A 24,738-nucleotide genomic window follows, 5' to 3' on the forward strand; every position below is an offset into this window, starting at 1 on the left:
TTCATCCGGCGGCCCGGCGTGCCCGGCAAATGCGTGCAGCCGCCGGGCTTGGAGTAGCATGTGCCACCACCCGCTTCGGTCCAGGAGACAGCGATGCCCCACGAACGCCGCCACTTTGTCCGCGTCGGCTTTGACGCGCCGGCCTTGCTGACCACGTCCACCGACGCCTTCAGCGTCCACGTGCAGGACCTTTCGCTCAAGGGCGCGCTGCTGGTGGCACCCGCGCAGGCGAACCTGCAGACCGGCATGCTGTGCCAGCTCACCATTCCCTTGGCCGAAACCGGCAACCACATCGCCATGTCCACCGAGGTCGCGCACGTGGAGGGGCTGCACACCGGTCTGCTGTGCCGCGGGATCGACCTGGACAGCGTGACCCACCTGCGCCGCCTGATCGAGCTGCAGCTGGGCGACCCCGCACTGCTCGAACGCGATCTGGGCGAGCTGACCGCGGCCTCCTCCCTTTCCTGAACAAGCGACGGCCCCCGGCGCCGAAGCCGGCCGGGCTTGCGGCAGGCGCAGGCACAGGCAGGCCCCGCCCTTGACCGCGCCGTGCCTGCCCGGGCTCGGCATGGCCATGGCATTCATCACGGCATCCCTCACGGCATCCATTCATTGACACTCATCAATTGACGTTCCGACGGCACGCCCCATAATAGATTCATAAAACATGAATCTTTAAGCACCATGCCAGACCAAGCAACCACCGCAGCCACCATCGACGTGCGCGCAATCGCTCTCCGCGAGCGCCATCCGTCCATTTTTCTCGCCTTTGGCAAGCTGGCTGCCGGGCAGGCCATGGACCTGGTCAACGACCACGATCCCCGGCCGCTGTACTACCAGTTCCAGGAAGAACTGCCGGGCCAGTTCACCTGGAGCTACCTGGAGAACGGGCCCGCGCAATGGCGCGTGCGCATCCAGAAACAACGCGCCCCAGGCCACGGCAGCGGGCAATGCTGCGGCGCCTGCGGCGGTGCGTAGCCCGGGCCGGGGCCCTACCGCCATGGCACTCCCTATCGGCATGGAAGAACCGCGCCCCGCCCCGTCCCGGCGGTTGGCCCTGTTCGCGCTCGGTTTCCGGCCGTTCTACCTGCTGGCAAGCGTGTTCGCAGCGCTGTCCGTTCCCTTGTGGGCGCTGCAGTTCTCCGGCGCGCTGGGCCGCCCCTATCTGGCGGGCCCGCTCTGGCATGCCCACGAGATGCTGTTCGGCTTCGCGCTGGCGGTCATCGTGGGCTTTCTCTTCACCGCCGGCCGCAACTGGACCAACCTTCCCACCCCGACGGGATGGCGCCTGGGTGCGCTGGCCGCCCTGTGGGTGGCGGGACGGATTCTGGTGCTCACACCCTTCGCAGCCACGGCCGCCGTGGTGAACGTGGCGTTTCCGCTGGCCGCGGCGGCCAGCCTGGGCATTGCGTTCTGGAAGGCGCGGAACCAGCGCAACTATTTCTTTGTGGCGCTGCTCCTGCTGCTGGGCGCCGCCATGCTGCTTTTCCATCTGTCGCAGCTGGGCGTCTTTCCCGTCCCCGCAGGGCTCGGCATCCGGATCGCGCTGGACGTGGTTCTTTTCATCCTGGCCGTCATGGGCGGGCGCGTGATCCCGATGTTCACCAACAACGGCGTGGCGGGCGCGCAAGCAACCCGGCGGCCTGCCGTGGAAAAGGCCGCGCTGGGATCGGTGCTGGCCCTGCTCGCCGCGGACGCCACGGGCCTGGGCGGATGGCCACTGGCCACCATCGCGGCATTCGCCTGTCTGGCTCACACCTGGCGCTGGGCGCTGTGGCAGCCCTGGACGGCGCTGCGCGTGCCGCTGGTCTGGGTGCTGCACATGGCCTATCTCTGGATTCCCGTGCACCTGCTGCTTCGCTGCCTGGGCGACCTGGGCCTGGCGGCCTCCTCCCTGGCCACCCACGCCCTGACGGTGGGCGCGGTGGGCGGTCTCATCATCGGAATGATGACGCGCACCGCGCGCGGCCACACGGGGCGGCCCCTGCGCGCGGACCGCTGCGACACCGCCTGCTACCTGCTGGTGCTGCTGGCCGCCGCCGTGCGTGTGGCGGTGCCGCTCGCCAGCCCCGCGCAGACGGTGCACGCCAGCCTGCTGTCCGCCGCCCTCTGGTCGGCAGGCTTTGCGCTGTACGCCGTGCGCTACTGGCCGGTGCTGTCCCGCCCACGGGCCGACGGCCATCCGGGGTAGCGGCCGTGCGCCGCGCCGCCGTCAAGGCCATCTCCACTCCGGCGCCAGCCCACCGGGTCCGTGGTGCGTGCGTGGGCGCGTGCGCGCGGCTGGCCGTGCCCTCCCTCATGCCGGTGCGAAGAGGTAGTCCTGCAGCTCCAGCCGGCTTTGCACGCCCAGCCGTGTGTAGATCTGGCGGCGGTGGTAGGTGGTGGTGTTCTCGCTGATGCCCATCCGCGTGGCGATCTGCGCCTCGGGCAGGCCGCGCGCGAGCCAGTACGCAAGCTCGTGCTGGCGCTGCGGCAGGCCCAGCGCGCGCAACGCGGGCAGCAGCTGCGCCACGCGCGAGACCCGCTGGGTGATGTGGATGCCCGCCGCCCGGCCTTCGCCGGCCGCGGCAGCCATCAGCGTTGCGCGCAGCGAAAACGCGCCGCTGGCGTTGCGCAGGTCCAGCTGCGGCGGCGCGCGGACGCTGCCCCCCTGGCGGGCATGTTCCAGGCGCTGCAGCAGCGCCTGGAGCGCGGGCGGCAGTTCGGCACGCCGGTACCAGCGCGGCCCGAACGCCAGCGCCATCAGCCGGTCGGCCTGGGGCGATGTCCACAGCAGCTGCCCTTGCGGCGAGGCCACCAGCATGGCGCTTTCATGCACCACGCTGTCGTGCGCATCCACTTCGCCGGGCTGCAGGATGCGCGCCAGCCACGGCTCCAGCCGGGCCAGCAGGGCTGCGTCCTCGGCCCCGAAGCGCGGCGCCTGCGGCCTGCGATACAGCTTGAGCGCACCCACGCCCGCCCCCTGTGGCGTGCGCAGCACCAGGCTCAGGCAGTCCAGCAGTTCCGCGGGGCGCAGCGCCAGGTTGTAGAAGTCGCTGCGCAGCAGCTCGCCCATCGGCACGGTGATCAGCTGCTCCATCACCTGCGGCCCATGGTCCTCGCGCACGGCGGCGGCGAAATCGTGGGCGCTGCGGCGGATCACCTTGTGCTCGCTCGCCCTCACCTGCGGCTCGAAGTACAGGTGCATCAAGTCACGCGCCAGCGATGGCTCGATGTACACATCCAGCGCGCCGTCGCTGCCAGGGTGGAAGTAGCCGCTCGTGTCGAAGGCGATCAGATGGTGCAGCTCATGCAGCAGGGGTTCGATGAGCTGCGGACCGTTGACGTCCAGACAGGCCAGCTGTTGCAGGCGCGCCAGGGCGCGCCGCTGAATACGGGAAAAAGGCATGGAGTAGTTGAGTTATGTGCCACAGCGCATCCAGGCAATGCGTGGAGGCAAAGCTAGCACACCGGCCCCCCACAGCAACCCACCCCCAGGGGTGGGGCGCGGCGCCCCGGGGACGCATGGCCTCTGCTTTTTGGCGCCGGGCCCGTGGTGGCGCGGCGCCCCGGCCGGGCCGCCATGCAAGGTTTCAGCGCGGCCACGAACCGCCGCGTGTCTCTTTGGGGGTACCCGCCCCCCCCCGCAAGCCGCGCAGCATCCTCGCGGTTTCTTTAGAACAGGGATGAGGGTGACTGCCGTTCCCACTGGGGGGAAGGCTGCAGCTCGCCAAAATGGCTTGTCTCGGATTCAATCGCATCCTCGACCAGATGCAGCAGGTGCGCTGCTCGCAACTCATCGTGCGGGTCGCGCACACCGGTGAAGTCGTGCCGCTCCACGCGGATGGACAGGCCTTCGAAGTTGGGATCGGTTTCTGGCAACCCCTGGGCCAGGGCCTCTATTCGCTCGAAGGCCTCGCGGGCGACCGTCGGCGCGACGGTGATGGTGATGGACATACCGCACCTTCCATTCTGGGCGCTGCGGTACTTACGGCGAACTGCCCAGCTCCGGTCGCAACCAAGGTTTGTCCCCATCATGCGCGGACAGGGCGAACAATGGTTTCCCCCATACCCCTGCGGACAGCGTGGTCGGCCTTCCAGAGGCAAGGCATCCACCGTCCGCTGCAAGCGGTCCCGCCCTGCGGACAGGCCCCGCTTGCTCTCGCTGATTGCGCGCCCCACCAAACCCGCTCCCGCCAGGCCTTCCCTTCGCGCCGCTGCGGTACATGTCCAGCCAAATACTGTATATTTACACAGTATTCGTATTTCCCTGGAGCGAAAACATGAAAACCGCCGCGCTCAGCCACGCCCTCCCCTGCTGGCTTTTTGCCGGAGCCACGACGCCCCTGCTCGTGGGCCTGTTCGCCGTTGCCCTCGTGCTGCGCAGGATTTGGAAATGGGCATGACCTCCGCACGCCCTGCCCTCCCAGGTCATGGCTTGTTGTCGGGCGCCTTGGGGTCGTCCTGAGCCTGGTGGACCGGGTTCACGCCCCGACGGACCGCTGAGCCCTGCTGCCGGCTCTGGCCGCCAGCCTGCTGTTGCTGGCATGGCTGGCTGGCTACCGCATGGCCAGAATGCTCCCAATTTGATAGCTTATAGCGCTTGATGCACAAGCGCCAGCGGGCCAAAACACCTCAGACAATATCGCCGACCGCCAGGCACTCGAGCAGCTCCGCCCGGCTCGCCACGCCCAGCGCCGCATAGAGCTGCCGCCGGTGGTAGACCACCGTGTTCGCGCTGATGCCCATGCACCCGGCGATGCGCGATTCGGGCAGGCCGCGCGCAAGCCAGTAGGCCAGTTCGCGCTGGCGCGGGGGCAGGCCGGTGCGGCCGAGCGCCTCCAGCAGGCGGGCCGCGGGGGCCACGCGCTGGGTGATGTGCAGGGCCACGGCCTCGCCGGGGCCGGTGGCCGCGGCCAGGGGCGCGGCGCGCAGGTGGAACGCGCCGTGGGCGTTGCGCAGCGCCATTTCCGGCGCGGGCGCACCGGGCAGGCGCAGGCGCTGGATGAGCAGCTGCAGCGCATGCGGCAGCGGCGCGCGGCCCGCGCCGCGCCAGCGCCAGCCCAGCGCCTGGGCCATGAGCGCCTCGGCCTCGGGCGAGGCCCACAGTGGCTGGCCCAGGGGCGTGGCGACGAGCACGCCCTCGCGCAGCACCTCGCCGCCCGCGTTCACGCCGCCGGGCCACAGCGTGCGCGCCAGCCACGCCTGCAGCCGCGCCAGCATGGCCAGGTCTTCGTCGGCAAAGGGCCGCGCCCCGGGAGGGCGGAACAGGAACAGCATGCCCACACCCTGGCCCATGCCCTGGCCTTGCGGCGCGCGCAGTGGCAGGCTGAGCCAGTCGGCCACGCCGGCGGGGCGCATCACCACGTTGTAGTAGTCGCTGCGCAGCAGCTCGGCGGCGGGCACGCGCAGCATCTGCGCCAGCGACTGCGGGCCGCGCGGGTGGCGGGCGATGTCGTCGCCGTGCTGCAACACGTTGTGAAAGACCCGCGCCTCGCTCGCCAGGATGCGCGGGTCGAAGTGGTCGGGCACGGCGGCCTGCACGGCGGGGTGTTCCATGTGCACGTCCAGCTCGCCGCCCGCACCGGGGTAGAAGTAGCCGCTGGAGTCGAAGCCGATGAGCGCGTGCAGCGAGGCGAGCACGGACGCGATCAGCTCCGGACCGCTCGCATCCAGGCGGGCGAGGTGGCGCAGGTGCGCAATGGCGTTCGTCGCCTGGTGGTGCGTGGGCATGGAGGGCCGAATCTATCGGCCCCGCGCGCCGCGCGGCCTACCCCAGGGGGGTAGTTGTCGATGGGGGTGGCAGCAGCCGCTCGGCCAGCCCCTGGCGGCCCTGCACGCCCAAAGCGTCGTAGAGCTGGCGGCGGTGGTAGGCCACGGTGTTGATGCTCACGCCCATGCGCTCGGCGATCTGCGACTCCTGCGCACCGCGCACGAGCCAGTAGGCCAGCTCGGCCTGGCGCCGGGGCAGGTCCTGCGCGCGCAGGTGCGCGAGCAGCCGGGTGCCGCGCGGCACCCGGCGGGTGATGTGGATGGCGGCCGCCTCGCCCGCCCCCGCCACGCCCGCCAGGCGCGTGGCGCGCAGCGAGAACGCGCCGTGGGCATTGCGCACCGCCACGTCGGGCAGCGGCGCCTCGCCGTCCGTGGCGGGCCAGAACAGGCGCTGCACCAGCAGGCGCACCACGTCCGGCAGATCACTGCCGCCGCCCGCGCGCCAGCGCGTGCCCAGGGCCAGCGCCAGCAGCGCCTGCGCCTCGGGCGACATCCATTGCAGCCGCCCATCGGGCGACACGACGAGCAGGCCCTGGCCGCAGACCTCGCTGTCGCCACCGGCCTCGCCCGGATCCAGCGGCTGCAGCGCGCGCGCCAGCACGGGTTCGAGGCGGCCCAGCGCGGCGGCGTCCTCGGGCGTGAAGCGCCGGTCCGCCTCGCGGCGGTACAGCCACAACATGCCGACACCCTGGCCCGCGCGCGTGTGCAGCGGCAGCTTCAGGCCATCGCCCACGTCGCCGGGGCGCAGCACCGCGTTGAAGAAGTCGCTGCGCACCAGCTCGGACAGGGGCACCTTGGCCATCTGCGGCAGCATCAGCGCGCCGCGTTCCACGCGCAGCGCCTCCTGAAACAAGCGCGCACCCCGGTGCATCACCCGCGCCTCGCTCGCCAGGATGCGCGGGTCGAAATAGTCGGGCATCGCGGCCTGCAACACGGGGCTCTCCACGAACACCTCCATCTCGCCGCCCGCGCCGGGGTGGATGAGGCAGCCCGCGTCGAACCCGATCAGGTGGTGCAGCTCGCCCAGCACGGGCGCGATGGCGTGCGGCCCGGTGGCATCCAGGCAGGCCAGTTGCCGCAGATGGGCGGCGGCTTGGGTGGCGCGGCGGGGCGTGGGCATGGTTTTTTTCACGAAAGCGCGAATGTAGCGCGCCGCGCCGCCGCACGACTACCCCGCCGGGGTGGGGCCGCACGGGCGGTGCGCCCCTAGCCTTGCGCGCATCCCCACGGCGGGCCGGCCCGGCTGCCTGGATACATCGACAGGACGTGCGCAAACAAGGATGCCACAGCGGCCTTGCCATGGTGCAAACGTCTTTCCGGAACCCGTTCTTGCGTAAATCCTCATCGAATTTGATAGCTGCCAGCGCTTGTACAGCAAGCGCTTCCGGCCATTTTTACTTCAAACCAAAACCTTGTCCTCGTGAACACTGCCATGCCCCTCGCCATCACCCACACCCTCGCCGCGCTGGCGCTGGTCGCCACCACCGCCAGCGCCTGGGCGGCGGGCGCCGCCGACCCGGCGCACTTTCGCCTCACGCCCGCGCTGCTGGACCGCATGGAAGCGGCGGCGGCCGAGCTGCGCAAGCTGCCGCAGGCGCCCGGGAGCAGCGGCGATGAGGACGACGACGACGCCGAGTCGGTCGAGGACCTCGCCCGCAAGCTCGACGCCCACCCCCAGGTGCGCGCCGCGCTGGCGCGCCAGGGCCTGACCAGCCGCGAATACGCCACCGCCACGCTGGCCGCCCTGCACGCGGGCATGGCGCTGGCCGTGGAGAAGGCGCCCGGCGCCCAGCCCGCGCCAGGCTTCACGCCCGAGCAGCGCGCCAACGTGGAAGTGATGCGCGCGCGCCGCAAGGGGCGCCCTTGAGCGCTCTTTTTCACGTCCTGTTCCCAACGACAGCACATCCAGAGGAATGCTTCTTTCCACGCCCGGCCACAGCCAGCCCTGGTGGCGCGCACCCGACGCCCCCGTCACCTACCTCGGCGACGAGGACGAACGCTCCATCGCCGCCAAGGACCAGCGGGCGCGATTGAAATCACTCCTGATTCGATAGCTTCCAACGCTTGACAAATAAGCGCCGGTGGCACTTTTTAACCACAACCCATGACACCCGCCATGCACCACCCCCTGCGCCACTGGCTCGCAGCCGTGCTGGCCACTGCCGCGGCCTGCGCGGCGCAGGCCGCGCCGTTCGCCATCACCAGCACCGGCACCATCGACCAGTCCACCTTCGCCGAAATCCGCGATGGCGAGCGCTACGCCGTCACAATGGTCTACGACAACGGGGGCAATACCGCCCAAAGCCAGACATGGCGGCCCGCCGACCTCAGGTGCGTCATCTGGCGCATGAACAATGCCGCCAACGTGGTCTACACGCAGGCCAGCTTCAACGGGGCGCAGTTCTCGGGCCCCTTTACCGCCACGGATGCCAGCGGAGCGCTGCTGCCCAACGGCTTGAACATCACCAGCCTGGCCAGCAACAACAACCCCTACACCGTCGATGGCTTGGTGCTCGCCACCGCCCCGAGCTGGGATGCCTACTTCGGCGGAGGCGGCAATACTTTCAGCGAGGGCATATCGGGCGGGAGGAGCTTCCGGCAGCTCAATCTGGGCCTGCGCATAGGCACCGCCAACCCCGTCGCCGTCGCCAGCGACTGCGAGGCGCCGCCGCTGCCGCCGGGCGTGCCCACCCAGGCCGCCGCCACGCCCGGCGATGGCGAAGTGGCCGTGCGCTGGCAAGCACCCGTGGGCGGCGCGGTGAGCGCCACGCCGGTGAGCTACACCGTCACCGCCCTGAACCTGAGCGCCGTCAGCGGCACCTGCACCGCGCCGCACCCCGCCACCAATTGCACCGTGAGCGGCCTGAGCAACGGCACCAGCTACCGCTTCCTCGTGAGGGCGGCCGCAGCGGACGGGTCCATCTCCCCTCCTTCATTGGCCTTCGCGACACCCAGCGCCAATCCCGCTCCTGGCGCCCCCACGGGCGTGACGGCCCAGCCCGGCAACGGCCAGATCACACTGAACTGGCAGGCACCCGTGGGCGGCACGCCGCCCGTGAGCTACACCGTCACGGCCAGCCAAGGCGGCGCCAGCTGCACCGTGCCAGCGCCCACCACCCGCTGCACCGTGCCGGGCCTGACCAATGGCACGGCCTACACCCTCTGGGTGACGGCCACCGGAGCCAATGGCAGCGTGTCCGCCACCTCGTTCCCGCTGGTCATCGCCACGCCCCGCGCGATGCCTCCAGGCCCCGGTGGTGTGCAACCCGTGCCCACGCTGTCGCAGTGGGGCGTGCTGCTGCTGAGCGCGCTGGTACTGCTGGCAGTCGTTCGCCGCCGTGCCATCCACTCCTGATTCGATAGCTGCCAGCGCCTTTCCAGAAAAGCGCTGGAGCCACTTTTAACCACAAAAAAGAGGATCTCACCCCCATGCACTCACCCACCCACCACCACCGCAGAGCCCTGCGGCGCCTGCTGCACGCCAGCGCGCTGTGCCTGGGCATGGCCGCCGCCCATGCGGGCTGGACCCCCATCGCGCCCATGGACGAGGCCCGCACGCTGCACACCGCAACCCGGCTGGCCGATTCCACCGTGCTGGTGGCGGGCGGCGACACCGGCAACGTGGATGGCGGAAACAACCCCATCGCCCTCGCCACCACCCGCCTGTACAACCCCGCGGCCAACACCTGGAGCAGCGGCCCCGACCTGCCCAGCCCCCGTTTCGGCCACACCGCCACCCCGCTGCCCGGCGGCAATGTGCTGCTGGTCGGCGGGCGGGAGGCCGGCCCGGTGAACAGCGCCAACGCCAACAGCCTCCTCTACAACCCTCTGACCAACACCTTCGCCGCCAGCACGGGCCAGCTGACGCTGCGCCGCTCCCACCACACCGCCACGCTGCTGCCCAATGGCACCGTGCTCGTGGTGGGCGGCCGGGGCATCGCGGGGCAGGAGGCGCTGTCCTCCGTGGAAATCTTCGACCCCGTCACCGGCACCTGGTCCAGCGGCATCGACCTGCCCGCCCGCAGGCGCGAGCACACCGCCACGCTGCTGCCCGATGGCCGCGTGCTGGTGGTGGGCGGCTACGACAACGGCAACATCGCCGCCCAAAGCGCCTACCTGCGCGACCCCGCCACGGGCGCATGGACGGAGGTGCCCGTGCCCGCCCTGAACACCTTCTACCGTGCGCGGCACACCGCCACGCTGTTGCCCGATGGCCGGGTGCTGGTGGCAGGCGGCAACAGCCACGTCACGACCACCCTGGTGTTCAACCCCGCCGACAGCACCTGGGCGGCGGGCCCGAATCTCCCCGCTTTCGAGTTCGGCGGCAACAGCGCCACCCTGCTGCCTGGTGTCCCTGGCAACGTGCTGGTGGCAGGGGGCGACAGCGCGGGTGGCGCCAGCGTCATCGCCTCGACAGTCTCCTTTGCCTCCGGCCCGGGTCAAGCCACCCGGCAGCCCGACTTGGTCACCGCCCGCCGGGGCCACACCGCGACCCTGCTTGCTGGCGGCCAGGTGCTGGTGCTGGGCGGGGAAACCACTGGCGACGCCGTCACGAACACCGGCGAGCTGTACACCCACACCGCCCCCCTGCCCCCCGCCAACGTCACCGCCCAGCCCGGCAACACCCAGGTCACCGTGCGCTGGCAACCCCCCGCAGGCACCGGAACCACGCCCGCCCACTACACCGTCACCGCCCAGCCCGGCGGCCGCACCTGCACCGCCAACTACCCCGCGACCAGCTGCACCGTGACGGGGCTGACCAACGGCACGCCCTACACCTTCACCGTTGTCGCTTCCGCCCTGGGCGGCATCGACTCGGCCCCCTCGGCGCCGCCCGCCGCCGCCACGCCCAGCGCGGCGGCCCCCGGCGGGCCGGGCAACGCACAGGCCGTGCCCACGCTGTCGCAGTGGGGCGTGCTGCTGCTCAGCGCGCTGATGCTGCTCGCAGGCGTGCGCCTCCGCGCTGTGGGCTCCTGATTCGATAGCTGCCAGCGCAGCCCCGACAAGCGCCGGCAGGGTTTCACAGGCCAGCAGCAGGGCGCCGGCAATTGCCAGCCCCCTCACGCACAGGGGCGGCCGTGGCCACCGCGCAGAGCACGCCCGGAGGCTTGGCCAACCACCGCCGGTGTCGAGCAGACCCGCACTGGCCAGGCAGACCGGGCGCCCTGTGGGCTCTCTGTGGGCGCCTTTTCTTTTTGCCTGGAGGGAAGCGGGTGTGCAGGCAGCCGCAAATCTGCGCGGATCCCGCTCAAGAGGGCTGGGAGGGAAAGACGGTCAACCAACCGATCAGCGGTCAAGCGCTGGCCGAGAGGACCGGGGCGGAGTGCTTGCCAAAGGTGCCGCCCGGCACCGAGCGACGGCGTTCCGGGTGTCTGCGCTATAACTCGACTTTCCCCATCTCTTTGCATCGAGAGCCACCACCATGAACCGCGCCGAACTCGTTGACATCCTGGCCTCCAGGAACAACCTGTCCAAGACCGCTGCCAATGCGGTGCTGGAAACCCTGATCGAAGCCGTCCAGACTGCGGTCAAGAAGGGCGAGGCCGTTCAACTGGTGGGCTTTGGCACTTTCAAGTCCGCCAAGCGCGCTGCGCGCACGGGCAAGAACCCATCGACCGGCGCGGCGCTGAAGATCCCTGCCAGCACGGTGCCCAAGTTCGTGCCCGGCGCCAGGTTCAAGGCGGTGGTGGATCCCAGGGCGGCCCAGCGCAAGGCTGAAAAGGCGGGCAAGTAAGCCTGCGTCCGTCGCGCTGGCCCGTGGCCGGCGCGGTCCTGTCTCTTCAGACGCCAGGAGTTTTGCGCGCAGTGCGCGCAACCCTTGCGCTTCCTTGTGTTGTGTGTCGAGACGACCGGACTCCTTCCATCCTGTGCCCCTTCCCATGAAGCTTTCCGCATTCCAGTCCATCCGGCGCGAGACCGCAGGTCTTTGGCTGGGGGTGCTGGGCGTGGCGTTTTTTGGCATCACGCTGCCCGCCACGCGCCTGGCCACCGGCACGGTCGATGCGCCGCAGCTGTCCCCCTGGTTCGTGACGCTGGGGCGCGCCGCGCTTGCGGGCATGCTGTCCGTCCTGTTTCTCGCGCTCACCAGGCCGCCCTTGCCCACCCGGGTTCAGTGGAAGCCGCTCGGGATGGCCGTGCTGGGGAACCTGCTGGGATATCCCTTGCTGCTGGCCTATGCCCTGCGCACCGTGACGGCTGGCCATGCGGCAGTGATCACGGCCCTGCTGCCCCTGGTCACCTCGGTGTGTGCCGCCTTGGTGCTGCGCCAGCGCGCGCGCCCGGGGTTCTGGGTTTGTGCCTTGCTGGGCAGTGCGCTGGTGGTGGCGTTCTCGGCGCTGCGGGCGCACAGTGCTGGCGGCCATGGGTTGGGCTTCGAGGTCGCGGATCTGCTCCTGGTCGGGGGCGTCATTGCCGCCTCCGTGGGGTATGTCTACGGGGCGCAGGTGACTCCTGCACTGGGTGCCGAGCGTGTGATCTGCTGGGTGTGCGTGATGGCCCTGCCGGTGACGTTGCCCGCCACTTTCCTGTTGTGGCCCGCGCAATCCGTGTCGGCGACTGCGTGGGCGGGATTCGTCTATGTGGGAGTGTTTTCCATGTGGGCCGGGTTCTTTGCCTGGTACCGCGGCTTGGCGCTGGGGGGTGCGCTGCGCGTGGGCCAGGTACAGCTCTTGCAGCCGTTCTTTGCCATTGCGGCATCCATACCGCTGCTCGGTGAACCGGTGGATGCCACCACGCTCGGGTTTGCGCTGGCGGTGGTGGCGACCGTGGTGGTGGGGCGAAGGTTTGCGTGACACGGTCGCTGCCAGATGCGTCCCGGGCCGCCGGTGCAAGCCGGTCATGTCGTCAGTGTCGCGCCCTGCGGGGTGCGTGCAGATCACGTACCATCCGCCCATGAATTCCTTCTCGAACGCATTCCGGGCCGAAGTCGTGCGCATGGCGCGCAAGGAGCTCAAGCCTGAGTTGCAGAGCATGCGCAAGGCGATCACGAACCACCGCTCGGAGATCGCTGCCCTGAAACGCGAAGTCAAGTCGCTCGCTTCGCAGCTCAAGGCTGCGAAGCGTCAGCCCCCCGTGGCGGAAGAAACCCCGCCTGTTGCCAAGAAGGCCATCGCACAGGGGTCGAAGGCGGAGTTCCACCCCGAGGTCGTCCGGCAGATGCGCGCCGCATTGGGCATCACCCAGGCGCAGATGGCGCAGTTGCTCGGTGCCTCGCAGTTGTCCGTGAGCCGGTGGGAGTCGGGCAAGGCGCGCCCTCGGGCCGCGCAGCTGGCGCGCATTGACGACCTCCGGAGCATGGGGCCGAAAAACGCCCGGCGAAAACTGGGGCACGCCTGAAGTCAGTCGAGAAACTTCCTCAGCGCACGGTCTCCGTCTCCACCACCATGTCCAGCACGTAGGCGTAGGCCGATGCATCGGCCGGCACGTTCTGGCGCTTGAACCGGTTCACGCGCAGCACCGTGCGGGTGCCGCTCTCGTGGGCAAAGCCCTGGATCTCGTCGTAAAACAGGCTCCATGGGCCTTCCGACTGCTTCACGCCGTCAGCGGAATAGCGGATCTCGCGCACGCGCAGGCATTGAGCGCCCTTCATCACGCCGTGGCTGCAGGCCGCCCGCTGGGGCGCGACCTCCAGGAACAGTCGTTCGCCCGCGCTGCCGTACAGTGTCTGCGGCGTGGGAGTGCCCGCCAGTTCCCAGCGGCTGCCGTCGCCAAAGTGCAGGACCATGCGCGGCTGTGATGCCCCGCCGGGCAGCAGATCCAGGCGCTGGGCACCCGGCAGCTGGGCCAGCACCTGCTGCTCCAGGGCCATCAGCACACTGTCGGGGCAGGCGCGCAGCGTGCTGGTGGGACGCGCCAGCTGGATGCGATGGCCGTCGAGCTGGTATGCGGCTCCCACGGCATTGCAGAGGTTGCGCACCAGAAGCTGCCCCTTGTCGAACTGCAGCCGCACGGGCGCGCGGCCGTCCAGGCGCCAGTGGGCGGCCGCCCGCCCCTGGCTGTCCACCGCGGACGTCACATCCCACACATGGGACTGCACTGCGCCCGGCAGGCTGGCAGGCGGAAAAGGCTCTGGCATGGGTGCTTTTGGAGGTGGTGCAACCGTGGCACACGCCGACAGCAGCAGGGCTGCAGCGAAGGTGGTCGCAGCCCGAAGGGGTAGCCAGGGGTGATCAAGTCTCGTTGTCATTGCAAAGGGTTGATTTCTGATGGGTGGAGTGCCCGCACACAAGCTGCGGGGCCGTGAACAGGGGCCATGCCAAGGGGGCGGCAAAGTACCTTCGATGCCCGCGCTTCCAATTGGTTCACGCCGGGGGGTGTCACGGCTTGCATGGCTTTGACCTTGTGGGCATCGGGAACACCTTTCGCGCCGCCCTGGCGCTGCTGCCAGCCGCCCGTCGCTTGACGGTCGGCCACGCCGACTCCTGGGCCTCACAACTTGCGCCAGGTGGCCAAGCCGGTGAGTGCCGCGTTATGCTTGCCCATCAATCGCCGAGGTCTGAGATGCGAAGCCTGAGCTCCTGGTCGTCGGAAAATCTGCCTGAATCCATGCGGTTGCGGGGCTGGCGCGATGCGCTGCATGCCGAAGTGCTGGAGATGGACGCCTTGCCGCTGCAGCGAGACGGTTTCTTCGGCAGCATTGAGCGCTGCACGCTTCACTGCATCCTGCCGCACCAAGCACGGGGTGCGCCGCAGAAGGTCCTGCGCTCCGCCGCAGAGATAGCCCGCGGCCCGCGCAATGCCTACTACCTGCTATCGCAGCCCCAGCTTCCATGGCGCGCCGTACACGTGGGCCGCACGAGCATTTTGCAGCCTGGGGATTCCATCCTCATCGACTCTCGCGAACCCTACGAGTTCGACTTTGGCGCTGGCCTGGACGACCTGTCGGTCGAACTGCCCATTGATTGGGTTGAGCGGTGGCTGCCCGAGCCTTCGCGGCTCATTGGACGCCCGCTGCGGGGCGACGCTGGCTGGGGGCTGGCGCTGCGTGGCATCAAGGAAGCGTTGGTCCCTCGCGGCCTTGTGGATCGACCCTGCTCGCAGGACGAGTTGATCGAAGACCAGTTGGGAGGACTGCTGTCACTGCTGGACGATGTCGATGGTGCGCAGCGCCCCGCCATGCAGGTGGCCTACGAACGGTCCCTCCAGGTCATGCGCGCCCGTTTCATGCAGCCTGGGCTGACAGCGGCAGAGGTTGCAGCCGATGCCGGCTTGTCGCTGCGCACGCTGCACCGGGCGATGGCCGCGCAAGGCCAGGGATACCTGTCCACGCTCATGACCCTGCGCGTGGAGGCCGCAGCGGGCCTGCTCGCTCAGCCGCGGTTTCGCCGGCTGGGGGTGGGCGAGATTGGCCGGCGCTGCGGCTTCACCGATGCGTCGCATTTCGCTCGCCAGTTCCATCGGCAACGCCAGATGACGCCACAGGCTTTCCGGGCGCATGCATTGCGCTGACAAGGCAGGCCGTCGCTGGCACATGGCGGCCAGAGACCTGGCGTGATACGGCCAGCCGCAGCGCACTTCGTTTCCTAGACTTTCCTCGCTGACGCCCGCAATGCTGCGGCGTTGAAGCGAGTGACCAAAAATTCCCAGGAGACAACATGAACATGAAAAATGCGCTCGACGAAATTCTTGCCGACGGCGTGAAACGAGGTCACGCACCGGGCGTACTGGCTCTCGTAGCCGATCGGGACGGCATCCTGTACGAAGGAAGCGCCGGTGAGCGCCAGTTGGGAGGCGGTGCGGCCATGGGCCCCGACACGGTGTTGTGGATTGCTTCAATGACCAAAGCGATTACTTCGGTAGCCGCCATTCAGTGCGTCGAGCGCGGCCTGCTGGACCTCGATGCGCCAGCTTCCCGTGTGGTGCCTGCCATTGGCGCGCTGGGGGTGTTGACCGGTTTTGACGCGCAAGGGCAACCGATCACCCGCCCGCCGAAGCGCCCGATCACGCTGCGGCATCTGCTTTCGCACAATTCCGGCTGCAGCTACGAGATCTGGAACCCCGACATGCAAAAAGTGCAGGCGGCGCTCGGCATCCCCGGAACCATCGACTGCCGCTTGAAGGCGCTGGAACTGCCTCTGGTGGCCGACCCGGGCGAGCGTTGGGAGTACGGCATAGGCATCGACTGGGCCGGCCGCATGGTCGAGGCCGTGACCGGCCTCACGCTGGGCGAGTTCATGCACCAGAATCTCTGGGGGCCGCTGGGCATGACCAGCACGGGCTTCCATATCACGCCCGACATGCGCCAGCGCCTTGCCGGCGTACACCTGCGCGGCGAAGACGGCGCCTTTGCCCCCTTCCCTTTCGAGATCACTCAGGAGCCCGAGTTCCACATGGGAGGTGGCGCGCTCTACAGCACCGCAGGCGACTATGCCCGCTTCATGCGCATGGTGCTCAACCTCGGCCAACTTGACGGCGAGCGTGTACTGAAGCCGGAGACGGTGGTCAGCCACCTGATGCTCAACCAGATCGGCAACGCGCGAGTGAGCCTGCTCAAGGCTGCCATTGCGCTGACCGCTGACGCGGAGTTCTTCCCGGGCCTGCGAAAAACCTGGAGCTTGGCATTCCAGATCAATGAAGAGGAAGCCCCTACGGGCCGCCCCGCAGGCAGCCTCTCGTGGGCCGGCCTGGCCAACAGTTTCTTCTGGATCGATCCGCACACCGGCATCGCCGGACTGCTGGCGACCCAGACCTTCCCTTTCGCGGATGCAAGGGTCATGGATCTGTTGTACGCCTACGAGAAAGGCGTCTACGACGCCCTGCGCCGGACAAGGAAGGGATAACGGACAAGGTCATACCGCCAGCGCCACTCAACGGTGGCGCTGGCCAAGTAGGCAAACAGCAAACAGGAAATGCATGCCGCCGTTGGGAAGGAGCAAGGAGCAGGCGGTATGCACCAGGCCGAAACTGAAAAATCCACCCCTGCCGACGAGCCGCCGAGGCCAAGTCTTCGGCTGTGTTTTTTTTGGGTCAGCCCTCAATGGCAGCCACCGGGAAAAGCAGCCCGTGGACTGCCGGGCTTTCACGACCACACTCCACCTGCAGCAGGCCGATCTCACCTTTGCAGGTGTTTTGAAAGCACTCACGACTGGCGGTTGACGGCAACGATGCGGTACACGCAACGCGTCGCGCCCGCCAACAGATGTTGCTCACGACTGACTCGGGCATCCGCACCAGCGACTTCCTGGAATAGCTGCAGTTCCGAACGGCAAAAACCCTGGCAGGTGCGCGCGGCGATGCAGATCGGGCAGTGGTCCTCGATCAACAGCCAGCCGCTCCGGTCACGTTCGACACGCGCCATGTAGCCTTCTTCGGTACGAACGGTGGCGAGCTGTTCAAGCCGCTCCTTCAGGGTCCGGCCTTTGCAGACCTGCAGATACGTGGCCCGCGCCTCGGCTTCGCGCTGCGCGATCAGACGGTCCATCCCTTCTTCGCCAAACAACGCGCGCACCGACCCGATCATCTGTACGGCCAGCTGCGCATGCGTGTCCGGGAACCGGCCGTTGCCGGCCTCGGTCAGCACCCAGTTCTGGCGCGGGCGCCCCACGCCAGGCAGCGCTTCCTGCCGCCCCTCGATCCATCCCGACGCCACCAGTTTCTGGACTTGCTGCCGGGCCGCCTCCGGCGTCAGGTCCATCGCCGTCGCAAGCATGGCAGTGGATGCGGCGCCCTTGGACTTGATGAAAAAAAGGATGCGATCCGCCGTCGGCAGATCTGCCTTATTTTCAAAGTTTTTACTTGTATAAATCATGGCACCCACTTAATATGCAAGGAATGACTTGGATTTTAAGCCATCCCGTTTTCCCCTCTCCGTGAATCCATGAGTTCTCCTGTGTCCCCTTCCCTTTCTCCTTCTGTTTCAACGGCCACCTGGAGCGACTTGTTCACCGGCACGAATGGCTGGCTCGCCCTGGCCCTCACCGGTGGCGTGGCGCTGCATGCCGTCAACGTGCACATCGTGACCACTGTATTGCCGTCGGTGGTCCGGGACATCGGAGGGCTGGACTGGTACGCCTGGAGCACCACTCTCTTTGTGGTGGCCTCCATCCTGGGGGCCGTGCTGTCGGTTCGGCTGCTCGGTGTGGCGGGGCCCCGCGACGCCTGCCTGGCGGCGTTGGCGGTGTTCGCGCTCGGCTCGGCCATCTGCGCCGGCGCGCCGTCCATGCCGTGGATGCTGGCCGGGCGCAGCGTGCAGGGCCTGGGAGGCGGCACACTGGCCGCGTTGAGCTATGCGCTGATACGGATCGTTTTCGCGCCTGCGCTGTGGCCGCGCGCGGTGGCCCTGGTGTCCGGCATGTGGGGCGTGGCCACCCTGTGCGGGCCGGCCGTGGGCGGCCTGTTCGCGCAGGCGGGACATTGGCGATGGGCGTTCTGGACCCTGTTACCCGTGGCGCTGCTACAGGCGCTGCTGGCCACCCTGAAGCTGCGTCCTGCACGCACCCAGGCCGCGGCCGTCCCTGCGCAGGCGGGCATCCCTTTGGCCCAGGTCGTGTTGCTGATGGCATCGGTGATGGTGGTCGCCGTGGGCGGCCTCTCGTCGGCAGTGATGGTGCAGGGGGCGGGTGTCGCAGCGGGGCTGGCGTTGGGCGCCGCGGCGATTGCATGGGATCGCCGGGCATCCGTGCGCTTGCTGCCTTCGGGCGCCACGCGGCTGCGCTCACCTTTGGGAGCGGTCTATGCGAGCATCGCCTTGCTGCTTATCGGCACCACCACCGAGATCTTCGTGCCCTACTTTCTGCAGGTGCTGCAGGGCCTGACGCCACTGGCCGCGGGCTACCTCACCGCCGCCATGGCAGCCGGCTGGAGTGTGAGCTCGCTGGTGTCTTCGGGATGTACCGGAGCCCGCGCCGAGCGCCTGCTTCGCGCGGGACCGATGCTGTGCGCGGCTGCCCTGCTGGCCCTGGCGGTGCTGGTGCCTGCCGGCGCCGGTCTGCCGGCGAGCGCAGGAATGGCGCTTTGCGGTGTGGCGTTGGCAGGCGTCGGCGCCGGCGTGGGCATGGGCTGGCCGCACCTGGTCACCCGCCTGCTGACACTCGCTCCGCCCGGTGAAACCGACACGGCGTCGGCCGCCATCACGACGGTACAGCTCTATGGCATGGCGATCGGGGCGGCGATGGCAGGGCTTGTAGCCAATGCAGCGGGGCTCACCCGCCCAGGAGGCGCGGCGGGCGCACAGTCTGCCGCGCTGTGGCTGTTCGCTACCTTCGCGCTGCCGCCCGCAGTGGCCATACTGCTGGCGCGCCGGATCACCCGTCGGCAAGGAATTTCGTGATGGGGGCCGGTATGTCACAGGAGCTGTTCCTGGCGGTCCATGCCTTGGGCCTGGCGATCTGGCTGTCCATCAGCGTCATCAACAACTGCCACGCGCTTGGCGGCTCTACAGCTGCCATCGGCGCAACGATGTCGATGGCGCCGCTGAAGCAGCAGCCCGCGATCGACACGCCACTCCTTTCACGGGCCATCGATTCGCCCGCCGTTCACCGACTCGCGCTGCTGTGGGTGCTGGCGCTGCAGACCGTGGCGGCAGCCGCGTGCTGGGCGGGCTGCTGGCAACTGCTCGCCGTGGGCGACCTGGTCACCGCCCGGCCCTGGCTGAACCTGGCATTGAGCACCTTCGCAGCGTTCTTGTTGTCCATGCATCTCGGGGGGCTGTGGTTCGGCTATTGGATCCGGCAACAGAGCCTGCAACTGACCCACATCGCCCTGCTGGTCTGGGTGGCTGCTGCCTTTGTTGTCTTCAATATGGCGTGGGCATAGGCGGGGCAGTACCACGTGCTCCGCCCATCGGTGCCGGAGAACTGGGAAAGGCTCCCCAACAGAGTACACGTCAGGAGCGGAGGCTGACTGGCGGCCTGAAGGACGTTGAAGCGGTCGGGTGTGCCTTACCTGAACCCCTATCAGGTTCGCCACGCCTCTGCCTCCACCCTGCCGACCTCTGGCCAGAACCCCTGGTACGCCGCCCAGCAGTTGGGACATGAAGACGTGGAGGTGTTCCGGACCTGCGGAAAGTTCATCCGCAAGGACTACCAGAAGCCCAAGGCCGAATTGCGCATTGTGGGAAGCGCCTGATCGGTGCGATTCGCGTGCGACTTCGGTGCGATTCTCAGCACCCTACGAAGACACTTCGGGGCAAAGAAAACCGCCACAGACTAGCGGTTTCCAATGTGTGGCGGTGTCTTGGATGGGGCACGGGGGTACAAAACGATGGATGAGGGCAGCCGGCGGGGTACAGATTCCCCTATGGCGAACCCCCTTCTACAGAGGGAAGTGGGGGTACAAAAGCCCGATTTCACCAGCTTTCTGGGTTTGTACCGCCACTTGTACCCCCACTTTTGCTTGGCTGGGCGTGGACGGCTGTAGACGGCCATGGACTGCAAGTCGTTGATTCACCAAAGAAAAAGGGCGTCCACTGGATTAGTGTGGACGCCCTTGGATGGGGTTATGGTGGCTGGCGTCTACTGAATGATTTATGGAAACAGCTTATATAAGCCAACTTTCACGACAAAAACCCGTCTTGTTCCCCGGCTTGTTCCCCGGTCTTTACATCCTTCATTTTGCTCATATTTCAAGCGTTTTGCGGAATCGAAGTTGATGGCATTTGGTCTGCGCGAAGCCTTGGCGCACTAGGTGAATTTGTTCGGGCGATCTCGAAAGACTCCTGCACAAAAAAAGGCGGGCTGTTGCCCGCAAAAGATGGAGTGAACTCACTAACGACTCAATAGCTGCTTACGCCCGCTGCATAGTTGCTTCAGCCTCTTTTTATGCAGAACGCTGCTTGCGCCACCGCCACGCGCCCACCCCCACCATCAGGGCGGACAGCAGCAGCCCCCATTCGCCCAAGGTGGGCACGGCGTTGACGCCGCCCGGCGTGGGCGGTGTGGCGGAGAGTGCCCAGGTGCCGCCCGGTTCGCCGTCCCATTGGCTCGAATAGGCGTCGCCCGAGTCGATGTTTCCACACATCACGGCGCCCTGCACGGTGAGACCCGGTGGCGCGTTGCACAGTCCATTGTGGGCGCCTCCGTAGTGGATGTTCATGAAGTCGATGTGGTCGCCCTGCGCATGCGGGGCGGGCGTTTGCCAGCGCTGCACGGCGACGGCGAGATCCAGCACCCCGCCCATGGTGGTGGCCGTGATGTAGGCCAGCGACACCTGCGGGTCGCTGCTGGCATAGGTGGTCAGTCCATCGGTAAACGAGAACGAAGTCACCTGCGCCGTGATGTCCTGGTTGCTGAGATTGTTCGGCAAAGGCGACGCCGTGGAGAACGAGCCTGCCTGCCCCATGGCCGTGGTGTAGGCGCCGCAATTGCCGGCAAGGCAGTTGGTGAAGTTGTGCAGGGCGGGCGCGGTGTAGGCCGGGCCCGTGTAGGTGTAGGTGGCGGCCCAGGCGCCGGCCTGGAGGAAGGCGGCAGCCAGCAGTGTGAGGGTTTTCTTCATGGAAGCGGGTGAGTTTTAAGAAGTGAGATTGCGCCGCCCGCGCAGGGCCAGGCCCAGCAGGCCGGCGGCGGTCAGCGCCAGGGCGAAGGGGTTGTCCACCGGCACGGACTGCACGCCAGCGGAGGGGCCTGGAGGCGCCAGGGCGCCTGGGTCGGCCCAACTGGTGTTGTCGTCCCAGGTGCCGTTGCCCTCGCTCTGGGTACACGTGTCGCCACCCCCAGGCGCTGGGGCAGTGGTCAGGCAGATCACGTTGTGACGGCTGCGAGAGGTCGTGTTGACGTCGTCCAAGCGCATGTTGGCGCCGTTATGCGGCCCGGATTGCTGCCAACGCGTAGCGAGTATCTGCAGCTTTGTCAGTTGGCCTGCGGCATCGGTGGTGGCTTGGGCGAAGTTCAGCGTGACCAAGGGGTCGCCGCTGGCATAGGCGACCAGGCCGTCAAAAATCGAGAACGCTGTGATATTGCCCAGAGGGATGGAGTCACTCGTCATGTTGGGCGGGAGCGCCACGGTGGTGGTGATCGTGGCCGTCGGCCACATGGCGGTGCTGAAGTTGGCGCAATCGCCCACGCCACAAGGGGCGATGAAGTTGTGCACAGTGGCCGAGTCGTACAGGTTGCTGGTGTAGCTATAGGTGGCGGCCCAGGCGCCCGTGTGGGCGAATGCGGCCAGGGTGATGAGAGCTAGTTGTTTTTTCATGGCAAGAGGGTGTGGCAGAAAAAGTGCCACCAGCACTTATCTAGCAAGCGCAGAAAGCTATCTTTTTAGGAGTTCTTGCGCCGTCCACGCAAAGCAAGGCCCAGTAGACCGACGGCGGTCAGCGTCAAGGCAAAAGGGTTGTCCACGGGCACGGCCTGCACGTTGCCGCCACCCCCCCCCGGCCCAGATGCCCAGGGCCGATTCATAGGCCCCGATGTCGGCCCGCCCCATCTGCACACGTGCGGCGCCGCGTTGGTCAGTGGCGGGGATCACTCCGCTGGTGGGGCCTGCGTTGATGGCGGGGCTGCCCGCTTGCAGTGCATGAATGGGGGCGATCAGGTTGTTGACGTAGGCCAGCGGCGCCAGCAGCGGGTTGGCGCTGGCGATGTCGCCCGCCGCGCCAAAGCCGCAGGTGGTGCCGCTATCGAGGTTGTTGCCGCCGGATTGCAGTTGGTCCGTCAGGTTCCAGCAATTGATGCCCACCGTCGGGTTGGCCACGATGCTGCCGCTGATCTGGGCAGGACCGACCGCTGCCAGTTGGGCACCGCCCGGCTGGGTGGCTGTGTTGGCAGCGATGGTGGCAAAGCGGACGTCGGCAGTGCCGTTGGCCGTCACGCTGATGCCGCTGCCTTGTGGCGCCGTGTTGCCCGAGATAGTGGAGTTGACGAGGTGCAGCGTGCCGCCGACGCCGATGCCGCCCCCGCTGCCGGCAGGGCTGGCCACGGTGTTGTTGTCGATGGTGCTGCCGCTGATGTGCGCGGTGCCGCCGACGCGCACCATGACCCCGCCACCGGCAATACCAGCGGTGTTGCCGGTCACGACGCTGTCGATCAGGTGGAGTGTGGCCGTGTCGTGCACATAGATGCCTCCGCCCTGCTTGGTGGTGGAGCTCGCTGAACTGTTGCCTTGCAACCCCACCCGAGTGAGTGTGGCCGTTCCGCCCCCAACGACCAGGCCGCCCCCAAACGCCGAGCCCGCGCCGGTGCCGCCGATGATGGCGAGGTTGGTCAGGTTGACGGTGTGGTTGCCGGTGATTTGCAGCACCAGGCGGTCGCCGCCACCGTTGATGGCGGTGGCACCCGCGCTCACGCCCATGCCGTTGATGGTGAGGTCGCTGCTGATGGTGAGGAGGTTGTTTGCGGGCGCTTGCGTCAGCTCGTAGTTGCCCGAGTACAGAGTGATGGTGTCGGCGCCGGGCAGCGCGTTGGCCTCCTGTATGGCGGCGCGCAGCGAGCAGGTGCCCGCTACGCCCGTGCCGCAGATGCCGTCCCCTGGGGTGGGGTCGCTCAGGTCAGCGGCGGTATCGGCGACCAGGGTGGCGGCCTGCGCCCAGGCGCAGGCAGTGAGGGCGAGCAAAGCGGCGATGCATTGTTTTTTCATGTGATACGGGAGCAAAAACTTCTATCCCAAGCACTGTAGAAAATCTCATCCCCCGCCGCCACGCCCCTAGGGGGGTGAAGCTCATTGCATGCCAGCACCCCCTTGGGGGTGGGGCAAAAAAGTTATCCATGTGCTAAGTTGTTGCGTGCGCAGCGCATTGATACGTTGCGACGTACAACTAGATCGCGGCTCCATGTCTCTTCCCCGCATTCAGCAACAGGCCGTGGCGCGCCTGCAACAAATGGCCTGCCTGGATTTCAGCGGGCCGGAGCTTATCGAACCTGTGCTGCATGAACTGCATCGCTTGATCGGCTTTGATACAGGCGTGTACTTCCACCCCGATACCGACGGGGTGTGGGATGCGTATAGCGAACCCTCGGCCGCGCGCGAGTGGATGCACCTCTATTTCGATCCGCAGCTGAGAGCGTCGGAACTCAAGCTGGTGCGCTACAGCCTGCACGACTTCGCTGCCGCCATGCGCCACGAGCATGGAGTGCTATCGATGGAGCAGATCATCACCGTGCCGCGCCATGAGTTCATGCGCAGCGAGTTCTACAACGAGTTGGCGCGGCCGTGCGAGTGGCAAGACTTTCTGAGCCTGGTGCTGCGCACGCCGCAGAGCCAGGGCGTCGGCTCGCTCAAGCTGTGCCGCAAGCCTGGTGCACCCCGCTTCGCGCCTGAAGACGCCGCCATGCTCGGGCGGCTGGAACCTTGGCTGGCGCGCATCCTGCAGCCTGGCGAACTAGATCCGCAGGGCAGCGTATTGGTTGACAGTGCCACGCTGGTGGCCACGCCACAGGGCCGGCTGCTGTGGACGTCCCCCCAGGCAGACAAGTTGATGGCGTTAGCCTTTGGCTTGCGGTGGTATCAGCGCAACGAGCTGCCATGCGCGCTGCGGGTGTTGCTGGAGCGCCTGCGCTCCGTGGTGAAAGGTGCCGCGCCCGTACTGCCGCAGATGGACCTCCATAACGCCAGCGGCTTGTTCTCGCTGCGCGCCACACAGATGACCGACGTCAAGGGCGAAGACCGGGCGGTGGGCATCCACATCGCGCAGCGGGTACAGCGCGTGACGCAACTGCTGCCCGCGCTGCGTGCGCTTGGGTTACCGCAGCGCCAGCACGAGTTGGCCTACTGGCTGGCACGCGGCCTGCCCGAAGATCAGATCGCTGCGCACATGGGTATCAGCACCCACACTACTACGTCCTATCGACGCCAGATCTATGACCGACTACGTGTCCACAATCGCCAGGAGCTGCAGGCACTCTTGTTTACGCTGCATTGAAGCCCGGCGAAGGGGGATTTGACCTCACGTTTTTCGGCGCAATGCAGTCATCGAAAGATAGGACCGGGCTCTCCGCCGACGGACCCTCTCGGATGCCGACCACCAGCTCCGCGTGCGGTCCGCGATGCGCTGTCTCGCCCGGACTCCAACGATCAGTTCTAACAGCTTGCGAGATCAATTGAGGCCGCCATGGCGGCCAC

26 protein-coding genes are annotated in these 24,738 nt (G+C 67.6%); 17 read left to right on the forward strand and 9 right to left on the reverse strand.

Annotated elements, in window-relative coordinates; translation table 11 throughout:
* The first annotated feature begins 93 nt into the window (after positions 1–93).
* The 3 genes from AC07OD_RS26575 to AC07OD_RS26585 all read left to right on the forward strand — a co-directional run bounded on the left by AC07OD_RS26575 (position 94) and on the right by AC07OD_RS26585 (position 2,191).
* Positions 94–468, forward strand: a complete 375-nt coding sequence (locus AC07OD_RS26575; protein ID WP_218295247.1) for a PilZ domain-containing protein — start codon at positions 94–96, stop codon at positions 466–468.
* Positions 469–684: 216 nt separating this feature from the next.
* Positions 685–978 (forward strand): DUF2249 domain-containing protein, encoded by a 294-nt coding sequence (locus AC07OD_RS26580; protein WP_494598407.1) that lies wholly within the window; start codon positions 685–687, stop codon positions 976–978.
* A 22-nt stretch (positions 979–1,000) separates the two neighbouring features.
* Positions 1,001–2,191, forward strand: coding sequence for an NnrS family protein (locus AC07OD_RS26585; RefSeq protein WP_218295249.1), 1,191 nt, complete (start codon positions 1,001–1,003; stop codon positions 2,189–2,191).
* A gap of 105 nt (positions 2,192–2,296) precedes the next feature.
* Here AC07OD_RS26585 and AC07OD_RS26590 read toward each other — a convergent pair whose 3' ends face one another.
* Both AC07OD_RS26590 and AC07OD_RS26595 read right to left on the reverse strand, forming a co-directional pair.
* Positions 2,297–3,388, reverse strand: a complete 1,092-nt coding sequence (locus tag AC07OD_RS26590; protein WP_494598408.1) for a helix-turn-helix transcriptional regulator — start codon at positions 3,386–3,388, stop codon at positions 2,297–2,299.
* Between the two features lie 266 nt (positions 3,389–3,654).
* Entirely contained in the window at positions 3,655–3,936 is a 282-nt protein-coding gene (locus tag AC07OD_RS26595; protein WP_218295251.1) for a hypothetical protein, read from the reverse strand.
* A gap of 326 nt (positions 3,937–4,262) precedes the next feature.
* Between AC07OD_RS26595 and AC07OD_RS26600 the strand changes: the two genes are divergently transcribed.
* Positions 4,263–4,385 carry a hypothetical protein gene (locus AC07OD_RS26600; RefSeq protein ID WP_255590824.1) on the forward strand — a complete coding sequence of 41 codons (123 nt, stop codon included), beginning with the start codon at positions 4,263–4,265 and terminating at the stop codon, positions 4,383–4,385.
* A gap of 229 nt (positions 4,386–4,614) precedes the next feature.
* Here the strand turns inward: AC07OD_RS26600 and AC07OD_RS26605 are convergent, their stop codons facing one another.
* Together AC07OD_RS26605 and AC07OD_RS26610 are read right to left on the reverse strand one after the other, a co-directional pair.
* Positions 4,615–5,712, reverse strand: coding sequence for a helix-turn-helix transcriptional regulator (locus AC07OD_RS26605; protein WP_218295252.1), 1,098 nt, complete (start codon positions 5,710–5,712; stop codon positions 4,615–4,617).
* Positions 5,713–5,749: 37 nt separating this feature from the next.
* Positions 5,750–6,871 (reverse strand): helix-turn-helix transcriptional regulator, encoded by a 1,122-nt coding sequence (locus tag AC07OD_RS26610; protein ID WP_492245391.1) that lies wholly within the window; start codon positions 6,869–6,871, stop codon positions 5,750–5,752.
* 312 nt (positions 6,872–7,183) lie between these two features.
* On the opposite strand from AC07OD_RS26610, the gene AC07OD_RS26615 reads away from it, so the two are divergent.
* The 7 genes from AC07OD_RS26615 to AC07OD_RS26645 all read left to right on the forward strand — a co-directional run bounded on the left by AC07OD_RS26615 (position 7,184) and on the right by AC07OD_RS26645 (position 13,086).
* Positions 7,184–7,618 (forward strand): hypothetical protein, encoded by a 435-nt coding sequence (locus AC07OD_RS26615; RefSeq protein WP_369644013.1) that lies wholly within the window; start codon positions 7,184–7,186, stop codon positions 7,616–7,618.
* Between the two features lie 46 nt (positions 7,619–7,664).
* Positions 7,665–7,805, forward strand: a complete 141-nt coding sequence (locus tag AC07OD_RS26620) for a hypothetical protein (RefSeq protein WP_494598409.1) — start codon at positions 7,665–7,667, stop codon at positions 7,803–7,805.
* A 50-nt stretch (positions 7,806–7,855) separates the two neighbouring features.
* Complete coding sequence (locus AC07OD_RS26625; RefSeq protein ID WP_494598410.1) at positions 7,856–9,106, forward strand: IPTL-CTERM sorting domain-containing protein; 1,251 nt, start codon at positions 7,856–7,858, stop codon at positions 9,104–9,106.
* A gap of 74 nt (positions 9,107–9,180) precedes the next feature.
* Positions 9,181–10,728, forward strand: coding sequence for an IPTL-CTERM sorting domain-containing protein (locus AC07OD_RS26630; protein ID WP_494598411.1), 1,548 nt, complete (start codon positions 9,181–9,183; stop codon positions 10,726–10,728).
* 445 nt (positions 10,729–11,173) lie between these two features.
* Positions 11,174–11,485 (forward strand): HU family DNA-binding protein, encoded by a 312-nt coding sequence (locus AC07OD_RS26635; protein WP_494598412.1) that lies wholly within the window; start codon positions 11,174–11,176, stop codon positions 11,483–11,485.
* A gap of 145 nt (positions 11,486–11,630) precedes the next feature.
* Positions 11,631–12,542 carry a DMT family transporter gene (locus tag AC07OD_RS26640; protein WP_492809009.1) on the forward strand — a complete coding sequence of 304 codons (912 nt, stop codon included), beginning with the start codon at positions 11,631–11,633 and terminating at the stop codon, positions 12,540–12,542.
* A 100-nt stretch (positions 12,543–12,642) separates the two neighbouring features.
* Positions 12,643–13,086 (forward strand): helix-turn-helix domain-containing protein, encoded by a 444-nt coding sequence (locus AC07OD_RS26645; protein WP_218295259.1) that lies wholly within the window; start codon positions 12,643–12,645, stop codon positions 13,084–13,086.
* A gap of 19 nt (positions 13,087–13,105) precedes the next feature.
* On the opposite strand, the gene AC07OD_RS26650 is transcribed toward AC07OD_RS26645, so the two are convergent.
* On the reverse strand, positions 13,106–13,825 hold the full coding sequence (locus AC07OD_RS26650; RefSeq protein ID WP_494598413.1) for a DUF4377 domain-containing protein: 720 nt from the start codon (positions 13,823–13,825) through the stop codon (positions 13,106–13,108).
* 395 nt (positions 13,826–14,220) lie between these two features.
* Between AC07OD_RS26650 and AC07OD_RS26655 the strand changes: the two genes are divergently transcribed.
* Both AC07OD_RS26655 and AC07OD_RS26660 read left to right on the forward strand, forming a co-directional pair.
* Positions 14,221–15,198, forward strand: coding sequence for a helix-turn-helix domain-containing protein (locus tag AC07OD_RS26655; RefSeq protein WP_494598414.1), 978 nt, complete (start codon positions 14,221–14,223; stop codon positions 15,196–15,198).
* A gap of 146 nt (positions 15,199–15,344) precedes the next feature.
* Complete coding sequence (locus AC07OD_RS26660; RefSeq protein ID WP_369644018.1) at positions 15,345–16,529, forward strand: serine hydrolase domain-containing protein; 1,185 nt, start codon at positions 15,345–15,347, stop codon at positions 16,527–16,529.
* A gap of 299 nt (positions 16,530–16,828) precedes the next feature.
* Here AC07OD_RS26660 and AC07OD_RS26665 read toward each other — a convergent pair whose 3' ends face one another.
* Positions 16,829–17,497: a helix-turn-helix transcriptional regulator gene (locus AC07OD_RS26665; protein ID WP_494598415.1), complete on the reverse strand. Its 669-nt coding sequence runs from the start codon at positions 17,495–17,497 to the stop codon at positions 16,829–16,831.
* Positions 17,498–17,566: 69 nt separating this feature from the next.
* Here AC07OD_RS26665 and AC07OD_RS26670 point away from each other — a divergent pair, with 69 nt between their 5' ends.
* From AC07OD_RS26670 to AC07OD_RS26680, 3 genes are all read left to right on the forward strand, one after another.
* The gene (locus AC07OD_RS26670) at positions 17,567–19,018 is read left to right on the forward strand and encodes an MFS transporter (RefSeq protein WP_494598416.1); all 1,452 of its coding nucleotides are present in this window, start codon (positions 17,567–17,569) and stop codon (positions 19,016–19,018) included.
* Positions 19,018–19,503: a DUF2165 family protein gene (locus tag AC07OD_RS26675; RefSeq protein WP_492246371.1), complete on the forward strand. Its 486-nt coding sequence runs from the start codon at positions 19,018–19,020 to the stop codon at positions 19,501–19,503. The genes AC07OD_RS26670 and AC07OD_RS26675 overlap by 1 nt, the downstream gene beginning before the upstream one ends.
* A 120-nt stretch (positions 19,504–19,623) precedes the next feature.
* Positions 19,624–19,815, forward strand: a complete 192-nt coding sequence (locus AC07OD_RS26680) for a site-specific integrase (protein ID WP_370627716.1) — start codon at positions 19,624–19,626, stop codon at positions 19,813–19,815.
* Between the two features lie 690 nt (positions 19,816–20,505).
* Here the strand turns inward: AC07OD_RS26680 and AC07OD_RS26685 are convergent.
* Genes AC07OD_RS26685 through AC07OD_RS26695 form a run of 3 tightly spaced genes read right to left on the reverse strand, consistent with a single transcriptional unit; the run spans position 20,506 to position 23,256 of the window.
* A complete protein-coding gene (locus AC07OD_RS26685) occupies positions 20,506–21,180 on the reverse strand; it encodes an IPTL-CTERM sorting domain-containing protein (RefSeq protein WP_494598417.1) in 675 nt (224 codons plus the stop codon).
* Between the two features lie 15 nt (positions 21,181–21,195).
* A complete protein-coding gene (locus tag AC07OD_RS26690; RefSeq protein WP_494598418.1) occupies positions 21,196–21,876 on the reverse strand; it encodes a hypothetical protein in 681 nt (226 codons plus the stop codon).
* A gap of 57 nt (positions 21,877–21,933) precedes the next feature.
* The gene (locus AC07OD_RS26695; protein ID WP_494598419.1) at positions 21,934–23,256 is read right to left on the reverse strand and encodes a choice-of-anchor Q domain-containing protein; all 1,323 of its coding nucleotides are present in this window, start codon (positions 23,254–23,256) and stop codon (positions 21,934–21,936) included.
* Positions 23,257–23,449: 193 nt separating this feature from the next.
* On the opposite strand from AC07OD_RS26695, the gene AC07OD_RS26700 reads away from it, so the two are divergent.
* The gene (locus tag AC07OD_RS26700; protein WP_369644023.1) at positions 23,450–24,538 is read left to right on the forward strand and encodes a helix-turn-helix transcriptional regulator; all 1,089 of its coding nucleotides are present in this window, start codon (positions 23,450–23,452) and stop codon (positions 24,536–24,538) included.
* Positions 24,539–24,738 lie beyond the last annotated feature (200 nt).

Source organism: Acidovorax sp. GW821-FHT10E03 (genome assembly GCF_059415205.1).